Source organism: Actinoplanes sp. NPDC026670, from assembly GCF_040638175.1.
In the GTDB taxonomy this organism is placed as follows: Bacteria; Actinomycetota; Actinomycetes; order Mycobacteriales; family Micromonosporaceae; genus Actinoplanes.
In genome coordinates this window covers 1-17,401 of sequence record NZ_JBEZXU010000001.1, presented here as the reverse complement: position 1 = coordinate 17,401, position 17,401 = coordinate 1, and the positions used below count along the sequence as shown (strand labels likewise).

The window sequence follows — 17,401 nt, the reverse complement described above, 5'->3', positions numbered from 1 at the left end:
GCGGGAGCGGGTCGGGGGCATCCCCGGCCCGCTCCCCGTTGACATCCATATCGCCGAATGTTTACGTAAACATCCCACCTGGCCGGCTCCCGTGCTGTTCCGGCGTCCTCCGGACAGCCCCGGAAGCCGGCCGACGAACCTAGGGACTTCGATGAGAATTCGAGCGCTCCTCGCGGCCACGGTGCTGGCCGCCTCGCCTCTGGCCATACCACCGGCGGCCCACGCCGCCGAGGCCGCCACCGCCGCGACCACCATCACCATCGACCCGAGCTACCACGGGCCGGAGTGGGAGGGCTGGGGCACCAGCCTCGCCTGGTTCGCCGACGTCACCGGCGGCTACCCCGACGAGATCCGCAACAAGCTCGCCGACATGCTCTTCGGGGCGAACGGGCTGAACCTCAACATCGCCCGCTACAACATCGGCGGCGGCAACGCGCCCACGGTCAAGCCCTACCTGCGGCCCGGCGGCGCCGTGCCGGGCTGGTGGAAGGCGCCGGCCACGTACACGCCGGCCGACAAGGACTGGTGGGACCCGGACAATCCGGAGCACTGGAACTGGCAGGCCGACGCCAACCAGCGCTGGTGGGTCGACAAGATCAAGAGCCGGGTCGACCACTGGGAGACGTTCAGCAACTCGCCGCCCTGGTTCCAGACCGTCAGCGGGTACGTGAGCGGCGGTTTCGACCCGAACACCGACCAGATCCGGCCCGAGACACTCGACGACTTCGCGACCTACCTGACCCGGGTCACCGAGTTCCTGGAGAAGACGCACCAGATCACGGTCGACACCATCGAGCCGCTCAACGAGCCGAACACGAACTACTGGCGTACCACCCTGGGCTCGGACGGCCAGCCCACCGGGGGCCGCCAGGAAGGCGCCCACGCCGGGCCCGCCTCGCAGGCCGCGGTGATCGAGGCGCTGGACCGCGCCGCGCCGGACCGTGCCATCGCGGCGCCGGACGAGACCAACCCGGGGACCCTGGTCACCGACTGGTACGGCCTCACCCCGGCCGCCCGGGCCGCGGTCGACCGGATCAACGTGCACACCTACGGCACCGGCCGCCGGACCAGCGTGCGCGACATCGCCAAGGCCGAACAGAAGCCGCTGTGGATGAGCGAGGTCGAGGGCAGCTGGGGCAAGGACTTCACCAGCATGGACTCCGGCCTCGGCATGGCCCAGCGGATCATCGACGACCTGCGTGAGCTGGAGCCGTCGGCCTGGGTGCTGTGGCAGCCGGTCGAGGACGCCAAGAACATGATCGCCGAGGGCAACCTCCAGTGGGGCGCCATCCACATCCCGTTCGACTGCACGGCCACGGACACCCTGGCCACCTGCCCGATCCAGGCGAACACCAAGTTCGACACGATCCGGAACTTCACCCACTACATCCGCCCCGGCGACCACCTGGTGAAGGTCGACGGAACCCGGAGCGTCGCGGCGCTCTCCGCCGACAGCCTGACCGTGGTCCACGCCAACCCGGCCGCCACCGCCGAGAACGTGACCCTCGACCTGTCGAAGCTCGGCATCGGCAAGCGCTCCACGGTCACCCCGGTCGTCACCAGCGCGAGCGGCAAGCTGGTCAAGGGCGCCGCCGTACGGGTCAGCGACAAGCGGGCCACCCTCACCGTCCCGGCCCAGTCCGTGACGACCTTCCTGGTCAGCTCGGCCACCGACACCGGCGCGGCGCACCTGCCGGCCGGCCACACCTACCGCCTCGAAGGTGTGCCCAGCCGGCGGTCGCTGACACCGTCCGGCACCGGCATCGTGATCCGCACCAACGACACCACGGCCGCCGACCAGCTGTGGACCGTGCAGCCGGCCGCCGGGCACGAGGAGTACCAGCTGATCAACGCGGGCACCGGGCAGCGGCTGGCGGTCCGCGACGGAAACGCGGTCGCCGAGACGGCCGGGACCGTCGACGACGGTGCACTGTGGCGTTTCTCGACCACCGGGGACGGCACCTACACACTGATCAACGTGGGCGCGCGTCGCCTGCTCGACGTGAACGGGGAGGCCACCACCGACGGATCCCGGGTCGGCACCTATCTGCCCACCTCCGGGGCGAACCAGCGGTGGACGCTCAAGGACGAGACGGTCGGCCGTACCGAAATCGCTCTGGCCCACACCGTGCCCGGACTGGCGCCCGCGCTCCCCGCGACGGTGACCACCGTCCTGCCCAGCGGCGAAAGCCGCGCCCTGCCGGTCACCTGGACCCTGCCCGCCGCGTCGAAATGGCGCAAACCGGGCGTGGTGCTGGTCAAGGGAACCGCGACCGACGTGCTCGGCAAGGCGGTCGCCGCGACCGCCAAGGTGACCGTGGACGTGTGGACGTCGACCGAACCGACCCGGGCCAAGACCTTCGCCGGAGGCCTCCCGGCCATGCCCGCCACGGTGACCGCGATCGGCCGGAACGGCGGACGGGCCACCGTCCCCGCCACCTGGGGCGCCGGCGACTACAGCAGGCTCGGTGTGGTGACGGTGGCCGGGACCGCGACGATCGTTCCCGGACAGACCCTGCCGGCGAGCGTACGGGTGCAGGTCACCGCGCCGTCCGAGGGGCTGCTCGACGGCGTCACCGTGAGCGCCTCCTACACCGAGCCCGGCTACTCGACGGCCGGGCTCACCAACGGCAACCTGACCGACAAGGCCTGGTCGAACTGGAAGGGGTCCGGCCGCAACCCGGTCGAGACACTGACCGCGACCCTGCCGGCCGGCGCCTCGCCGAGCCGGGCGGTGCTGCACTTCTACCGCGACAACTCGTCCGGCGGCGGCATCGCCGCCACCGTCCAGGCCGGCACTTCGACCGCCTCCGGCGGCTGCCAGGTCAGCGGGTCACCGATCGCGGTCACGTCGACGATCGTCGACATCCCGGTCACCCCGGGCCCGCTGTGCCTCCAGCTCACCCCGACACCGGACGGCTACCTGACCGTCTCCGAGCTTCAGGTGTACGCCGCAGCGCCCGGCCGCAGCGCAGACGCCTCGGTCACGTCGATCCTGGTCGACGGCGTGCCGATCACGAGGTTCGACCCGGCCGTCACGAACTGGCGGGTGCCGGTACGTGACCTGTCCTGCGTCGAGGTGACCGCGGTGACCGCCGACCCGTACGCGACGGTCGCGGTCACCGGCTCCGGCAGCGTCCGCACCGTCGTCACCACCAGTGAGGACGGTTCGGCGCAGACGACCTACCGGGTCACGCTCGTCCGCAAGCACTGACCCGCTTTCCGGGCGCTCGTTCTGTCAGCTCAGGCTTGTTCGTTTCAGTTCAGGCAGAGGCAGAACGGGTGCCCGGCCGGGTCGAGGAAGACCCGGAACGTGGTCCCCGGCTGGTGGGGGTGTTTGGTGGCGCCGAGCGCGAGCACCGCGGCCTCGGCCGTGTCGAGGTCGTCGACGACCACGTCGAGGTGGAACTGCTGCGGCGCCTCCTGGCCCGGCCAGACCGGCGCCCGGTAGTTCTCGACCTGCTGGAACGAGATGCACTGCCCGTAGTCGGCTTTGAGATCGACCCAGTCCTCGGAGACCTCGGCCTTCCAGTCGAGCATCTCGCCGTAGAACTTCGCGAGCGCGGCCGGGTCCGGGCAGTCGATGACGGTGGTGGGGAAACGTGCGATAGCCATACCGGCGATGCTAGAAAGCATTCCGGACGTTCCGGTTCCGGTTTCCCGATCGAATTCAGTCCGGCGCGGCGGCGCGTAGCCTGAGCGGTGTCTCCACCGGTTCTTCCACCACCAGCGTCTCGACCATCGGCGTCTCGATCATCGGCGTCTCGATCATCGGCGTCTCGACCGTTGGCCGTGGGCGGATCAGCAGGAACACGACGGCGTCCCAGAGGGTGTGCACGAGCATCGGAAGCACCAGGCTCATCGAGCTCACGTAGATCATCGTGAACAGCAGCCCGAGCAGCCCGACGGTGATCAGGGCACGCCCGCCCTGATAGACGTGCGCCACCAGGAACAGCACCCAGCTCCCGACCGCCGCGACCCACAACGGCAGCCCGAGCAGCTCGGTGCCGACCGCGAGCAGAAGCCCCCGGTACAGGAACTCCTCACCGATCCCGAACGCGACCGCCGTCCCACCGGCCAGCCACCGCTCCCGGCCGGTGCGGGGCAGCAGCACCTCGACCGACGCGGCCAGCGGTCCTTTCCGCGAACGCAGATAGACGGCCAGCAGCAGCACCAGGAAGTACCCGGTGTAGACGTAGTCCTGCCAGTTCCCCTCGGGCGCCCGCCAGCCGACGTCACCGAGCGTCAGATCCGGATGGATCGCCACAGCGAGCAGCCCGTTCACGACGAGGCCGACCATGGTGAGAATGCTGTTCCGGAAGAACTTCGCGCGATCCCGGGCCACCGCCTCGAGCAGCTGCCGCCGCCTGATCACACCCAGCACCGTGCTCAGCAACAGAACGCCGAAGACCCCCGCGATCAGCCCGGAGCCGACCATCCCGTCCATGTCCGCCATGACGCATCATGATGATCGATCACCAGCCCGAACAGCAACCGCCGCCGGCCCCGGCTCTCGCACAGCCCGACCCCGCCCTCGCCCCGGCTCTCGCACAGCCCGACCCTCCCCTCGCCCCGGCTCTCGCGCAGCCCGACCCCGCCCTCGCACCGGCTCGCCCCGCAGCCGGAACCATCCGAGCAGGCCGAGCGGCAGCATCATCCAGAACGAGGCGAGCCGGTACAACAGCACCACCGCCGCCCCGGTCGCCTCGGGCATCCCGGCCGCCATGAGACCGGCAAGCATGCTCGCCTCGATCAGCCCGACCCCGCCCGGCGTGATCGGCACCTGCCGGACCACCTGCACCGCCAGGTAGATCAACGCGAGCCGCCCCCACCCGAGCGTCCCACCGCAGGCCACCGCCGCCGCGGCCAGGCACAACATGTCCAGGGACCAGTTCACCAGGGCCGCGCGCAGAGCACCGAGCCAACTGTGCCGCGGCAGATCACGCAGCCCCCGCGCGGCCGCCCCGAGGGCCGGCCACCGCAGACCGGTCCGCCGGGCGACGCGGGCGATCCGGTCCCGCTGACCACTCCAGAGCAAACCCGTCAGCGGTACGGCCAGAGCACCGCCCCCGATCACAAGCCCGATCGTCCCCGGATTGGCCACCAGCCAGCCCGCCCCGTAGAGCAGCCCGAGCGCCGCCGCCGACAGGATCCCGGACACCGCCGTGACGATCGCCGCGACGGTGCTGCTGGCCCCGTGCCGCTGATAGACCCGGAACGCGAACGCCGCCGACACCGCCGACCCGGCCGGAACCGCCATGCTGATCGCCGACCGGCTCAGGGTCAGAGCGACCGCCCGCCCGCGCGGCAGGTCCACGCCGAGCCCGGCGAGAAGCCGCCGCTGCTGTGCCGCGAACGCCATCTGCGACAACAGCGCCACCCCACCCGCCGCCGCGGTCCACCAGGGATCAGCCGCGAGCAGAATCCGCCCGACCTCGGCCACGTCCGGCAGCCGCCCCCGCAGAGCGACCACGGCAACCACCCCGACCGGCAGGAACAGCCCTACCCGCAGCCACCGCCACCCGGCCGGCGATATCCCGCGGGCGGCACTCTCCACGATCGACGTCACGCCTTCAGCCTGCTCGCCGTCCGCTCCCCCGTCGTCCTCCCAGCGCGGGCCTCCGCCATACCGCACCCGCGGTATTCCTCAGCCGCCCCTCAGCTCCACACCACACCCACCCGAGCCGCAACCCCGCCGGCCCGGGCCGCAACCCCGCCAGCCGTCGCCCAGCACGGTAAAACCGCCCACATTCCCACGCTCAACGACGGCTCACGACCCCAGCCGTCGCCCAGCACGGTAAAACCGCCCACATTCCCACGCTCAACGACGGCCCACGGCCCCAGCCGTCGCCCAGCACGGTGAAACCGCCCGTATTCCGGTGCTGAGCGACGGCTCGCGGTCTTGGTTTTCAGAGGTTCAGCAGGCCGGTGACTGTCATGGTGATGCCGAGGATGGTCACCAGGGCTGCGGAGAGCAGGGGCAGGCGGGTCAGCAGGGGGCTGTTCGCGGCTGGGCGGGCGGCGGCGATCCGGTCCCGGGCGGTCACCAGGGCCAGGCCGAGGGCTACCAGGACGGCGGCCAGGCCGGCGCTGAAGGCGACGATCATGCCGAGGCCCAGGGCGGTCCGGTTCAGGCCGGCCGCCAGGATCAGCACGCCGAGCGCCTCGGGGCAGGGGATGATTCCGCCGGCGGCGCCCATCGCGGCGAGTTCGCGGATCCGGGCCTTCACCGGGACGGCGCCGAGGACCTGCACGGTGTGCCCGTTCACCGGCCCATACCCATGCCCATGCCCATGCCCATGCCCGTGTCCATGCCCCTGTCCATGTCCGTGTCCATGCCCCTGTCCATGCCCGTGCCCGTGTCCATGTCCGAACCCGTGTCCGTGGCGAGACCAGGGAGCATTGCGATGATCATGGGACGATGCGCCGGGAACAGCAGCCGCAACCGGGGCCTGCGGGTCGGCTACGGGCGTGTGGGGGCGGTCGGACCAGCGGCGGTGGGTGAGGCGCAGGCCCAGCACCAGGACGATCACTCCGGTGGTGGTTTGCAGGAGTGGGGCCAGCACGCCCGGGACCACGTAGTGGCCGGCCAGCAGGACCACGGCGCCGATCAGCAGCACCGAGCCGGTGTGGGTGACGGTGATGACGCCGCCCAGGGCGAGCGCCTGCGCCGGTGTCCCCCGGGAGCCGACGAGGTAGGCGGCCAGCATGGTCTTCCCGTGGCCGGGGGTGAGGGCGTGCAACCCGCCGAGGACCACGCAGACGCCGATGAGGAGCAGCAGCGCCCACGGTGACGACAGTGGTTCGCGGAGGGCGTCGAGCATGCGGTGGCCCGTACCGTCGCCGGTTGGGGAAAGCCGGACGCTGATCGCCCGCCCATCGTCACTGCGGGTGATTTCTCCCGGGCCTCGGCCCGCCGAACGGTCGAGGACGACGTTGGTCTGGACGCTGGTCGGTTGTCCGGGATCGAACGCCTGGGTGACCTCGAATCGGCCGGCGCCGGCGGGCATCGGCGCGGTGCCGCTGACGGTGATCGCACCACCGGCGGCCAGGTCGGCGAAGGGCGGCAGGCTGCTCCCGGTGATGGTGAGCGGCGCGTCCGCCCCGTCGACCCGAACGTTGAGCGCCCCGGTGAGCCGAGCCACGAGCGCACCCGTTTCCACCACGCTGAGCTGGGAATCCCCGTCGCCGTCGAAGGTCCGCGCGAAGGCCGGCGCGACGAGCGGCCCGGGTGTGACGACGAGTTCGACTTCGAGCGCGGCGGTTCCGGCGGTGAGCTGGACCTGTTGCACGATCTCGTCGTAGGGATGCGCGGCGGCCGGCGACCAGGGCAGGGCAGCCAGGGCGACCCCGGCGACGAGCGCGCCGAATGACCGAAAAAGACCAGAAGAAGGCACCATACGGAGAGTAATGACCGCTTTGTCATGATTAGCCGATAACCCGAGACACCTCCCGTAATCGGTGACGGCGGCCGAAACCCGCGACTGGCGAGTCCCGGTCCGCCGCATATCACGCAGGACGGGACGATTTCAGCCGGTGGCCATCGACACCCGCTTCTTTTACGGTGATGCGAGCTCCGAAATGGACAGGAGAATCCGTAGATGAGTCACGACGACGTGGCGCCAACCCGGCGCCGTTCGGTCCGTGTCCTGAGTGCGGCGGCGATCGCCACCGTGCTGACCGTCGCCCCGGCCACCGCCGCATCGGCCGGCGGTCACCACCATGGGCACGGTGGATACAACCCGTGCGCCAAGCAGGTGAACGACACCTATGCAGAAGTGCTGAAATGCGTGACGGTGGACGGGGTGCTGAAGCACCTCAAGGAGTTCCAGAAGATCGCCGACCGCAGCACCGACCCGGTCTACCCGGACAGCCGGGCGGCCGGCACGAAGGGCTACGCGGACAGCGTCAAGTACGTGTCCGGGCTGCTCCGTAAGGCCGGATACAAGGTCACTCTGGACCCGTTCGAGTTCCAGTTCGTGTTCCCGGCGGTGCTGGACCAGATCACCCCGGCTGCCGCGTCGTACGAGACCGGCGCCTTCACCAACAGCCCGTCCGGTGACGTGACCGGCAAGGTCATCCCGGTCGACGTCAACCTGACCGGCGACCGGGCCAGCAGCAGCGGCTGCGAGGCCGCCGACTTCACCGGCCTGGACTTCAGCGGGACCGCCGACATCGCCCTGATCCAGCGCGGCACCTGCAACTTCGTCGTGAAGGCGCAGGCGGCCCAGGCGGCCGGGGCCGAGGCCGTGGTCCTGTTCAACCAGGGCAACGACCCGACCCGTGAGGGCCTGATCGTCGGCACGCTCGGTGACGACCCGGGCGTCACGATCCCGGTGGTGGGCGCCAGCTTCGCCGACGGCGCCGCCCTGGCCGTGGCCGGTTCGACGGCGCACGTACGGGTGCTGCCGTCCGAGACCCGGACCGACGTCAACGTGATCGCCGAACTGCCCGGTAAGAACCGGGACAACGTGGTGATGGCCGGTTCGCACCTGGACAGCGTGACCGCCGGCGCGGGCATCAACGACAACGGCTCCGGTTCGGCCGCCATCCTGGAGACGGCGCTGACCCTGGCCAAGATCAAGCCGCAGAACACTCTCCGGTTCGCCTGGTGGGGCGCCGAGGAGGAGGGTCTGCTCGGTTCGGCGGCGTACGTCGCGGAGCTGTCCCAGGCGGAGAAGGACAAGATCGCCCTCTACCTGAACTACGACATGGTCGGTTCGCCGAACTACATCTTCCAGGTGTACGACGCGGACGAGTCGTCGTTCCCGGCGCCGGTCGTGGTGCCGGAGGGTTCGACCGCGCTCGAGGACCTGTTCGAGTCGTACTACACGTGGAAGAAGCTGCCGTACGACGATGCGGAGTTCTCCGGCCGCAGCGACTACCAGGCGTTCATCGAGGCGGGCATCCCGTCCGGTGGCCTGTTCACCGGCGCCGAGGTGGTCAAGACCGAGCAGCAGGCCACGATCTGGGGCGGCACGGCCGGCGCGTCGTTCGACCCGAACTACCACGCGGCCGGCGACGACATCACCAACCTGGACCGCAAGGCCCTCGAGGTGAACAGCGACCTGATCGCGTTCGCGCAGCTCACCTACGCCTTCTCGACCGAGCCGGTGAACGGCGTGAAGGGCAAGCCGGTCCCCGGCAAGCCGTTCAAGCTGCCGGCCCCGGCCGGTCCGCAGGGCACGTTCAACACCGGCGACGGCGGCCACGAGCCGCACCACCCGGAAGCGTAAGCAGCTGAAACGCGGAAGGCCCGCCCCATCGGGGCGGGCCTTCTCCGTACAACGGCGTCAGATGTCGCGGCCGCCCGGCTCGGGCGCCGCGGTCAGGTCCATCAGCTGCTGCTGGACGTGGTTGGTCAGCGCCTCCTGGTAGCTGGTGGCGAGCTGGCCGAGCCGCTCGATCTCGTCCAGCGCCGCCGACCGCTTCTCGACCAGGCTGTCCATCGCCTCGGTGTGGTTGCGCCGGGCGTCCGACTCGATCGTGGCGGCCTTGATCTGGGCCTCGCTGACGAGCTGGTCGGCCTTGCCCTGAGCGCCGGTGATCAGCGTCTCGGACTCGCGCTGCGCGTCGCGCATGTGCTCGTCGGCGGTCCGCTGGGCCATCATCAGCACCCGCGAGTTGCGGTCGTCGTCGGCGGCGTTGAGCGCCGGCAGCGCCCCCGACGGCGCCTGGCTGCGGGCGCGCTGAAGCTGATCCTGCACGTTACGGGCGTTCTGCTCGGCCCGGGCCCGGGCCTCCTGGAGCCGCTCCAGCTGGGCGGCCAGGTCGGCGAACTCGTTGTTGAGGACCATCGTCGCGGCCGGGTTGCCGCCGCCTCCGCCACCACCGCGCTGGAGCTGGTCCTTGAGAGCGCCGTTCTCCTCCAGGAGCCGGGTCAGCTCGGACTCGACCTCGTCGAGGAAGGCGTCGACCTCTTCCTCGTCGTATCCACGCTTCCCGATCGGCGGCTTCTTGAACGCCACGTTGTGAATGTCTGCTGGAGTGAGCGGCATCGTGCTCCTCGGTTCCCTTGGTTGGGTCGTGCGGCCAGAAATCCTACGCAACGGCCCGGTGCCCCTGCCGTGGGCGTGATCGAGCGGGCCTCCTACCCACAAGAATCCGACCGAGACTACCGGCGCCCGCCCCGCCGCGCACGCCCACGCCGTCCGCATCACACTCATTCGCGGGTTCTTCCGTTCGCCGCACAGGGGGCGAGCAGGCCGCGTAGATTCTGAAGGTCATGAAAGCGAGACGATTCGGCATCGCGCTGCTGCTGGTCACGGCGGTTCTGGGCCCGGTCGCTCCGGCGCCCGCTGTCGCCGCTCCGGCTGACGGCCGCCAGTTCAAGCAGGGCTATCAGGACGGCTTCGACAGAGGCATGGCTGCCGCCCGGACCGACTGTGCCAAGCCGATCCGGGCGCAGACCTACGAGGCCACCGACTACACCCGCGGGTTCGACCTCGGCTTCGACCGGGGCTTCCAGGCGGGCGCGGAAGAGTACTGTCCGTAAGGTTCTCAGTGCCAGAAGACGGCGACCGCGGCGTTCACCAGGGTCAGCGTGATGATCCCGATGAAGTGCCCCTTGTTGACCTCTTCGCGCTTGCGCGGGATGAACACCATGATGAAGATCAGCACGGCGAAAAGCAGCTTCACACCGAGCTTGACCGGGTTCGGCTCGTCGTCGCCGCCTCCGCGCAGCGGCGCCGACAGGGCGATGCCGCTGGCGAGCTGGATGATCGCGCCCCAGAGGACCGCCGGGTTGATCCGGAACTTTCCGGACACGAACTGAGTGACGGCGCCGCCGAGCAACAGGGCGAAACCGACCAGGTGAATGAAGAGAAGAATCAGCCGCAGTGCTTCCACCTGCCGAAGCTTGCCAGGGCGATCACCTGCGGATGACCCCGGGGGTACGCCGGGTGAGCACCGGTTCGGCCAGGAAGAGCGCCAGGGCGGCCAGGGCGAGCACCCCACCGGCCAGGGTGGTGGCCCGGGCGCCGGGGCCGTCGAGGACCGCCGCGCCGAGCAGCGACCCGGCCGCGATGCCGATGTTGAAGGCCACCGAGTTGCCGGCCGAGGCCATGTCGGTGCTGCCGGGCGCGACTTCGAGCACCCGGTTCTGTAGTGCCGGGGTGAGCGCGCCGATCGCGAACCCGGTGACGGCCAGCAGCAGCACGGTGGCGGCCCGGTCGTCGGCGGTGAGGTACATGGTGATCAGGGCGGCGGCGAGCAGGGCCACCGATCCGGTCACCGCGCCGCGCTGCCATCGGTCGCTGGCCCAGCCGCCGGCCGCGATGCCGCCGAAGTCGGCGATCCCCCGGGCGAGCAGCAGCGGCGCCACGGCGGCGGCCGCGAATCCGGTCACCTGGGTCAGGAACACCTCGGTGTACGTGAACGACGCGTACAGCCCGGCCACGGCGAGGGTGGTGACGGCGACGAGGATCGCGTACCGCCGGCGGTCGGGGTTGGTGCCGGTGGCCGCGTGGGTGGCCGAAACCTGAACCGCGGGCATGCCGGCGACCAGGGCCAGGAAGGCGGCGAAGGCCAGCGCGGACAGGGCGAGGAAGGCGGCCCGCCAGCCGTACTGCTGGCCGATCCAGGTGCCGGCCGGGACGCCCAGCATCGGGCCGAGGGACGCGCCGGCGAAGACCACGGCGCCGACCCGGCCGCGGACCGTGACGTCGAACATGGCCGCCACCACCGGGGAGACCACGGCCCAGAAGATCGCCTGGGAGAGGGCGGCCAGCAGGCGGGCGCCGAGCAGCACCGGGTAGGACGGCGCGGCGGCGGAGAGCAGGTTGGCCAGCACCAGGACGGCCACCAGCAGGATCATGAGACGGCGCCGGGGCACGTTCCGGGTGGCGAACGTCAGGGGGATGGTCACGATGGCGACCGTCACGGCGTACCCGGTGATCAAAAGACCGATCGCCTCGGGTGGGACGCCGAGGTCTCCCGAGACGAGGGTCAGGATGCCGATAGGCATCGTCTCGGTGGCGACGTAGCAGAACGCCGCGGCGGCCAGCGCCAGTAGGTTGCCCACCGGCCCACCGTATCGATGGACCGGTGGGCCGGGGGCCCGGTGGGTTTCCGCTAGTCGACGACGTGCGGGTTGATCACGCCGCGGCGGGCGATCGCGACGGCGAGGCCGGCCAGGGCGACCGCCGGCACCGTGCCGATCAGCCAGGCCGCGGTGGCCGTGGTGCCGCCGATCAGGGTGGTGAAGTTGGCGAGGATCACCCAGACGGCGAGGGCGATGCCGATCGCGCCGAGCAGCGGGGCGATCAGGGTGGTGAGGACCGGGCTGCCGGGGACCTCGCGGCGGAAGAAGGCGATCACCGAGACGCTGGTGAGGAAGTAGTTGACCATCATGGCGACCACCGCGACGCCGCTGAACCAGGAGAAGAGGGTGAGCACCGGGTCCTGTCCGAGGATCGCGAACGGCAGCACCAGCACCAGGACGCAGGCGGTCTGGATGGCACCGGCCAGGCCGGGCGAGTGCCGCCGGTTGAGGCGGGCGACCGAGTGGTGCAGCACCTTGTCGCGGCTGAGCGAGTAGAGGTACCGGGTGATCGAGTTGTGGAAGGCCAGGATGCCGGCGAAGAGCGAGGTGGCGAGCAGGATCTCGAGGACCTTGCCGGTCCAGTCGCCGAGTTGGCCGCCGACCGCGGCGAAGACGAACCCGGCGCCGTCCCCGGCGTCCAGGGCCGCGCCGGCCGCGCCCACCACGTTCTGCGGGCCGTAGTAGGCGACGAGCATCCAGGTCACGAACGCGAAGAAGCCGGACACGATGACGACCGCGAGGTAGGTGGCGCGGGGCACGGTCTTCTGCGGGTCGCGGGCCTCCTCGCCGTAGATGGCGGTGGACTCGAACCCGAACATCGACGCGATCGCGAACATCAGGGCCACGCCGGGCGCGCCGGCCAGCGCGGTGTCCAGGGAGAACACCTCGCCGGCTGCGAGGTTGTCCGCGGTGAAGAGGGTGACCAGGGCGAACGCGCCGAGCAGGCTGAACTCGGCGGCAACCAGGACGGCCAGGACCCGGGCGCCGATGTCGATGCCGAGGGCGCCGAGGGCCTGGACGATCGCCATGGTGAGCAGCGTCCAGAGCCACCACGGGCCGAACCCGAAGAGGCCTTCGACGATCACGCCGTACAGGCCGTACATGGCTGCCTGGATCACGTTATATGCGAATAAAGCGACTGCAGCTGAGGAGATGCCGGTGATCTGCCCCAGGCCGCGGCCGATGTAGGCGTAGAAGGCGCCGGCGTGCACCACGTGCCGGCCCATGGCCACGAACCCGATGGAGAACAGCAGGATGATCAGGCCGGCCGCCAGGTAGGCCATCGGCAGCCCGGCGCCGTTGCCGAGCACGATGGCGAGCGGGGCGGCGCCGGCGATGCCGGTCAGCGGGGCCTGCGCGGAGAAGACGAAGAAGAGGATGCCCACCACGCCCAGCGCGTTGGGTTTCAGTCGATCGGTCGAGACGCTCATTCGGGCTCCAGGTCGTTCGGCTACGAACGTTTGGGTCCGAAGAGTGCGCCGCCGAACTCGCCCATGTCAACGGTTTGCCGAATTCTCGCGGTTGTTACCGGCGACCCTTGTGTACGGGACCTCCGACTCCTATCGTACGGGTCCAAACGACCCTGGGAGGCGCCGTGTTCCTCGACCCCGCTCGCCTGGCCGAGACGGCCGAACAGCTCACCGCGCGCGGCATCGACGTGCTCCGGGTCGGCTACGCCGACCTGACCGGCGCCGAACGCGGCCGCGACCTGCTCGTCACCCATCTCCCCCGGGCCGCGGCCGGCGGGGTCGCGTTCTGCAAGTCGGTCTTCGCGACCAGCCCGATGGGTGACGTCGTCCCGATCGACGGCGGCATCGGCGACGGCCTGCCCGACGTCATCGCCGTCCCCGACCTGGACACGCTGCACGACGTGCCGTGGGAGGAGGGTGTCGCGCACGTGATCGCCGACATCCACGACGCCGACGGCAGCGTCTGCGAGACCAGCCCGCGCAACGTGCTGAAACGGGTGGTCGACGCGTTCCACGCTCTCGGCCTGAACCCGGTCGTCGGACCCGAGCTGGAGTTCTACGTGCTGGAGCCGGACGGGGCGGGCGGCTGGCGGCGGTACGGCGAGGCCACCGGCAACGTCTACGTCACCGGGCGCAAGGGCGACCCGCAGAACATCCTGATCCGCAAGCTGCGGCAGCTCGACGGGTACGGGCTCGACGTGGTCGCGGCCAACCACGAGTTCTCCAGCGGCCAGTTCGAGATCAACCTCTGGCATTCGGCGGCGCTCGACGCGGCCGACCGGGCGTTCCGGTTCAAGACCGCGGTCAAGGAGCTCTCCCGGATGGAGGACCGGCTCGCCACGTTCATGGCCAAGCCGTTCAACGACGAGGGCGGGTCGGGTTTCCACCTGCACTTCTCGGCCCTGGATCAGCAGGGCGGGAACGCCTTCGCCAGTGCGGACGGCCTGTCCAAGCTCGCCGAGTCGGCCATCGCCGGGATCATCGCGCACGCGCCCGCGCTCGCCGCACTGAACAACCCGACTGTCAACTCGTACAAACGCTTCGGGCCGGACACGCTCGCGCCCTGGCTGATCGACTGGGGGCTGGACAACCGCAGCGCCATGATCCGGATCCCACCCGAGCGTGGCGGGGCGACCCGGCTCGAACTCCGGCTCGGCGACGCGACCGCGAACCCGTACCTCGCCATCGCCGGCATGCTCGCCGCGGCGCTGCTCGGCATCCGCGACGCGCTCGCCCCACCGGCCCCGCTCGCCGGTTACGGCTACGACAGGTCCAAGGCCGAACTCCTGCCGCAGCACCTCGGGACCGCCCTCGACGCGCTGGAGGCGGACACCGATTTCGGCACGCTGCTCGGTCCCCAATTCGTCAAGACCTTCCTCGACTACAAGCGCAACGAGCTGGAACGGTTCCATCGGCACGTGACCGACTGGGAGTTCCGCGAATACTCCTACCACCTCTGACCCGTACGATCGCCCACATGACGGACCAGTACTCGCTCGTGGCGACCGAGCGGGCCGCGCGCGCCCACATGGAGCAGCTCGACCCGGCCCTCGACTTCGAGTCGGCGCAGGCCGTCGCCAGCATCTACCGGGCCGCGAACGCCGTCCGGGGGCACGTCACCAACGAGGTCCTGCGCCCGGTCGACCTCAGCTGGACGGGTTTCGTGGTGCTCTGGGTCGTCTGGATCTGGGACGGCCTGGAGACGCGCCACGCCGCCGAGGCCGCCGCCATCTCCAAGGGCACCCTCACCGGCGTCGTCAAGACCCTGGAGACCCGCGGCCTGCTCACCAAACAGCAGCGCCAGGACGATCGGCGCCTCGTCGACCTGCGCCTCACCCCGGCCGGCATCGACCTGATGAAAGAGATCTTCCCGCGGTTCAACGCGATCGAATCGCGCGTGGTCAGCGGCCTCTCGGAACGCCGGAAAAAGGACCTCACGGCGTCTCTGCGCACGATCGTCACCGACATCGAAGACCTAAAAGATAAACAACCTTAATTGTACGAGCTACTCAGGCACCCACCTACCACGCGACGTTTTCCCAGGTCAAGGCCATAGCGCGAGCGCCGGGCCGGAGCCTTTGGTCACCGAATCCCACGTGATCGACAGATGCGAACGCAGGCCGTATGTTAGTCGGCGTTCTCAGCTTTGGCCGGACGACGTGGGGAGTCGCCGCAGTGCACGGTAACGGCGAGGAGCCCAGTCCGCTCCGAATCGGCGGATGGCTCGAACCGGGCGCCCGGCCGATCGACGACAGCCGGGCCCTCACCGGCCCGACCCGGCCACTGGCCCTGCCCGCCGGGCCCACGTCAGCCGCCGCCGGCACCGCCGCCTCCACCGGAACCGTGCACACCGGCCGGCACCGCGCCGTCCGCCGCTGGTGGCGCCTGGCCGCCGCATCGGCCGCCGTCGTGCTCGGGGTGATCGCCGCGGTGCAGATCGCCGACGACTCCGACCCGGGCGCCACCCCCGGCACGTCACTGCCGCTGTGGACCGGCGACCCGTGGTCGGTGCCGACCCCGCCGGTGTCGATCGCCCCGCAGCCGTCGGCCGAGCCGGCCCCGCCCGTGCCCACCGCGATCCCGTCGGTGCCGGTCGCCACCCAGGTCCCGCCGGCCCAGCCGTCCCGGACGCCGACGACCCCGGCGAAACCGGTGACCCCCACGGTCTCGGTCACCGCCGCGCCGGTCCCCGCGGTCGTCGACCTGAGCTCCGAAGGCGTGCAGGACTGGGTGCACTGGGGCCTCACCGACGCCACCTCGGTGAACCGCCGCCGCGGCGCCTCCGCGATCAAGGACCTGGGCGGCACACCCCGGGGCCGCTACGACAACAACCCGCAGCTGTACACGTGGACCGGCGGCAGCCCGGCGAACACCGCCACGCGCACCCCGACCGGCGTCTACACGTGCGGCCAGGGCGCGACGTTCACTCTGCGTGCCCCGGCTTCCCCGACCACCCGGACGCTGCGTGTCTACGCCGGCGTGTGGATGGCCGCGGGCCGTTTGACGGTGACCGTCCCCGGCGCGGCGACCGCCACCCAGACCCTGGAGAACCGGAACGCGATCAGCACGGCCCGTTTCGACATCCACTACCGGGCGGCCGCCGGCACCGAACTGACCGTGACCTGGACAGCGACCGCCGTCTACCACCCCACCTGCGGCAACATCGACCTGCAGGCCGCCACCCTCAGCTAGACATCGTCCGCAGCCGGCCCCGAGACCGCGAGCCGTCGCTGAACACTGGAATGCGGGCGGCTTTACCGCGCTGAACGACGGCCGGTCGAGGCCACAGCCGGTCGAGGCCACAGCCGGTCGGAGCCGCGTCCCGCTCTGCGGACCTTCCGCCGCCTGGCATGTCGAGTGCGACTGGCAGACCTCGCCGTAGGGCCTGCCGTTTGGAGGCATCGCTCACCGCGATCAGAAAAGGCCGTGTCGGCGTCCCGCCTCGGCGATCCATGTTCGGTGCGCCAAGGTCGCAGGTCGCGGCCCAAGGCAACAGGCTCCGTAGCGGTGACGGGCGCACACGTTGACGTTGTGTGTGCTCGTGTAGTGGTCCTGGCGTGGCTGAACGCTCACGATCGGCCGTGCGCGTGCTCTTGTCACCGCCGGGGCAAGTACCGGAGCACACGATCGGCCAGTGTGTGCGCTGGTCAACGCTACCGGCAGCCCTTGCCGACCCGCGACGCACGCAACCGGCAGCAGCAGGTCCTGCGGAACGGGCCGAAAGCCCCCGGCCGTCGCCCAGCGTGGTAAAACCGCCCGCATTCCGGTGTTCAGCGACGGCTCGCGGTCACGGCCGCGACCGAGCCGAACGGGCGAGCGGGCGAGCGAGCGGGCGAGCGGGCGAGCGAGCGGGCGAGCGGGCGAGCGAGCGGGCGAGCGGGCGAGCGAG

At 70.6% G+C, this 17,401-nt stretch carries 14 protein-coding genes; 6 read left to right on the top strand and 8 right to left on the bottom strand.

Annotation, left to right across the window (positions count from 1 at the left end; translation table 11 throughout):
* Positions 1-151: 151 nt before the first annotated feature.
* Complete coding sequence (locus AB0E94_RS00070) at positions 152-3,214, top strand: RICIN domain-containing protein (RefSeq protein WP_360319905.1); 3,063 nt, start codon at positions 152-154, stop codon at positions 3,212-3,214.
* A gap of 44 nt (positions 3,215-3,258) precedes the next feature.
* Here the strand turns inward: AB0E94_RS00070 and AB0E94_RS00065 are convergent, their stop codons facing one another.
* The 4 genes from AB0E94_RS00065 to AB0E94_RS00050 all read right to left on the bottom strand — a co-directional run bounded on the left by AB0E94_RS00065 (position 3,259) and on the right by AB0E94_RS00050 (position 7,397).
* On the bottom strand, positions 3,259-3,615 hold the full coding sequence (locus AB0E94_RS00065; RefSeq protein WP_360319902.1) for a VOC family protein: 357 nt from the start codon (positions 3,613-3,615) through the stop codon (positions 3,259-3,261).
* A gap of 55 nt (positions 3,616-3,670) precedes the next feature.
* On the bottom strand, positions 3,671-4,456 hold the full coding sequence (locus tag AB0E94_RS00060; RefSeq protein ID WP_360319899.1) for a CPBP family intramembrane glutamic endopeptidase: 786 nt from the start codon (positions 4,454-4,456) through the stop codon (positions 3,671-3,673).
* A 6-nt stretch (positions 4,457-4,462) separates the two neighbouring features.
* Positions 4,463-5,635 carry a YbhN family protein gene (locus AB0E94_RS00055; RefSeq protein WP_360319896.1) on the bottom strand — a complete coding sequence of 391 codons (1,173 nt, stop codon included), beginning with the start codon at positions 5,633-5,635 and terminating at the stop codon, positions 4,463-4,465.
* 274 nt (positions 5,636-5,909) lie between these two features.
* Entirely contained in the window at positions 5,910-7,397 is a 1,488-nt protein-coding gene (locus tag AB0E94_RS00050) for a hypothetical protein (protein ID WP_360319893.1), read from the bottom strand.
* A 204-nt stretch (positions 7,398-7,601) separates the two neighbouring features.
* On the opposite strand from AB0E94_RS00050, the gene AB0E94_RS00045 reads away from it, so the two are divergent.
* A complete protein-coding gene (locus AB0E94_RS00045) occupies positions 7,602-9,236 on the top strand; it encodes a M28 family metallopeptidase (RefSeq protein ID WP_360319890.1) in 1,635 nt (544 codons plus the stop codon).
* 57 nt (positions 9,237-9,293) lie between these two features.
* On the opposite strand, the gene AB0E94_RS00040 is transcribed toward AB0E94_RS00045, so the two are convergent.
* Complete coding sequence (locus AB0E94_RS00040) at positions 9,294-9,998, bottom strand: DivIVA domain-containing protein (protein WP_360319887.1); 705 nt, start codon at positions 9,996-9,998, stop codon at positions 9,294-9,296.
* 227 nt (positions 9,999-10,225) lie between these two features.
* On the opposite strand from AB0E94_RS00040, the gene AB0E94_RS00035 reads away from it, so the two are divergent.
* Positions 10,226-10,495, top strand: a complete 270-nt coding sequence (locus AB0E94_RS00035; protein WP_360319884.1) for a hypothetical protein — start codon at positions 10,226-10,228, stop codon at positions 10,493-10,495.
* A gap of 5 nt (positions 10,496-10,500) precedes the next feature.
* Here AB0E94_RS00035 and AB0E94_RS00030 read toward each other — a convergent pair whose 3' ends face one another.
* From AB0E94_RS00030 to AB0E94_RS00020, 3 genes are read right to left on the bottom strand one after another with little or no spacing between them, the layout of a single operon-like run.
* Positions 10,501-10,848 (bottom strand): hypothetical protein, encoded by a 348-nt coding sequence (locus tag AB0E94_RS00030; protein ID WP_360319881.1) that lies wholly within the window; start codon positions 10,846-10,848, stop codon positions 10,501-10,503.
* A 22-nt stretch (positions 10,849-10,870) separates the two neighbouring features.
* A complete protein-coding gene (locus AB0E94_RS00025) occupies positions 10,871-12,022 on the bottom strand; it encodes an MFS transporter (RefSeq protein WP_360319878.1) in 1,152 nt (383 codons plus the stop codon).
* Positions 12,023-12,072: 50 nt separating this feature from the next.
* Positions 12,073-13,473: an APC family permease gene (locus AB0E94_RS00020; RefSeq protein ID WP_360319875.1), complete on the bottom strand. Its 1,401-nt coding sequence runs from the start codon at positions 13,471-13,473 to the stop codon at positions 12,073-12,075.
* A gap of 164 nt (positions 13,474-13,637) precedes the next feature.
* On the opposite strand from AB0E94_RS00020, the gene AB0E94_RS00015 reads away from it, so the two are divergent.
* The 3 genes from AB0E94_RS00015 (at position 13,638) to AB0E94_RS00005 (ending at position 16,704) form a co-directional block, all read left to right on the top strand.
* The gene (locus AB0E94_RS00015; RefSeq protein ID WP_360319872.1) at positions 13,638-14,972 is read left to right on the top strand and encodes a glutamine synthetase family protein; all 1,335 of its coding nucleotides are present in this window, start codon (positions 13,638-13,640) and stop codon (positions 14,970-14,972) included.
* Positions 14,973-14,989: 17 nt separating this feature from the next.
* Positions 14,990-15,508, top strand: coding sequence for a MarR family transcriptional regulator (locus AB0E94_RS00010; protein ID WP_360319869.1), 519 nt, complete (start codon positions 14,990-14,992; stop codon positions 15,506-15,508).
* Between the two features lie 179 nt (positions 15,509-15,687).
* A complete protein-coding gene (locus AB0E94_RS00005; RefSeq protein WP_360319866.1) occupies positions 15,688-16,704 on the top strand; it encodes a hypothetical protein in 1,017 nt (338 codons plus the stop codon).
* Positions 16,705-17,401: the final 697 nt, after the last annotated feature.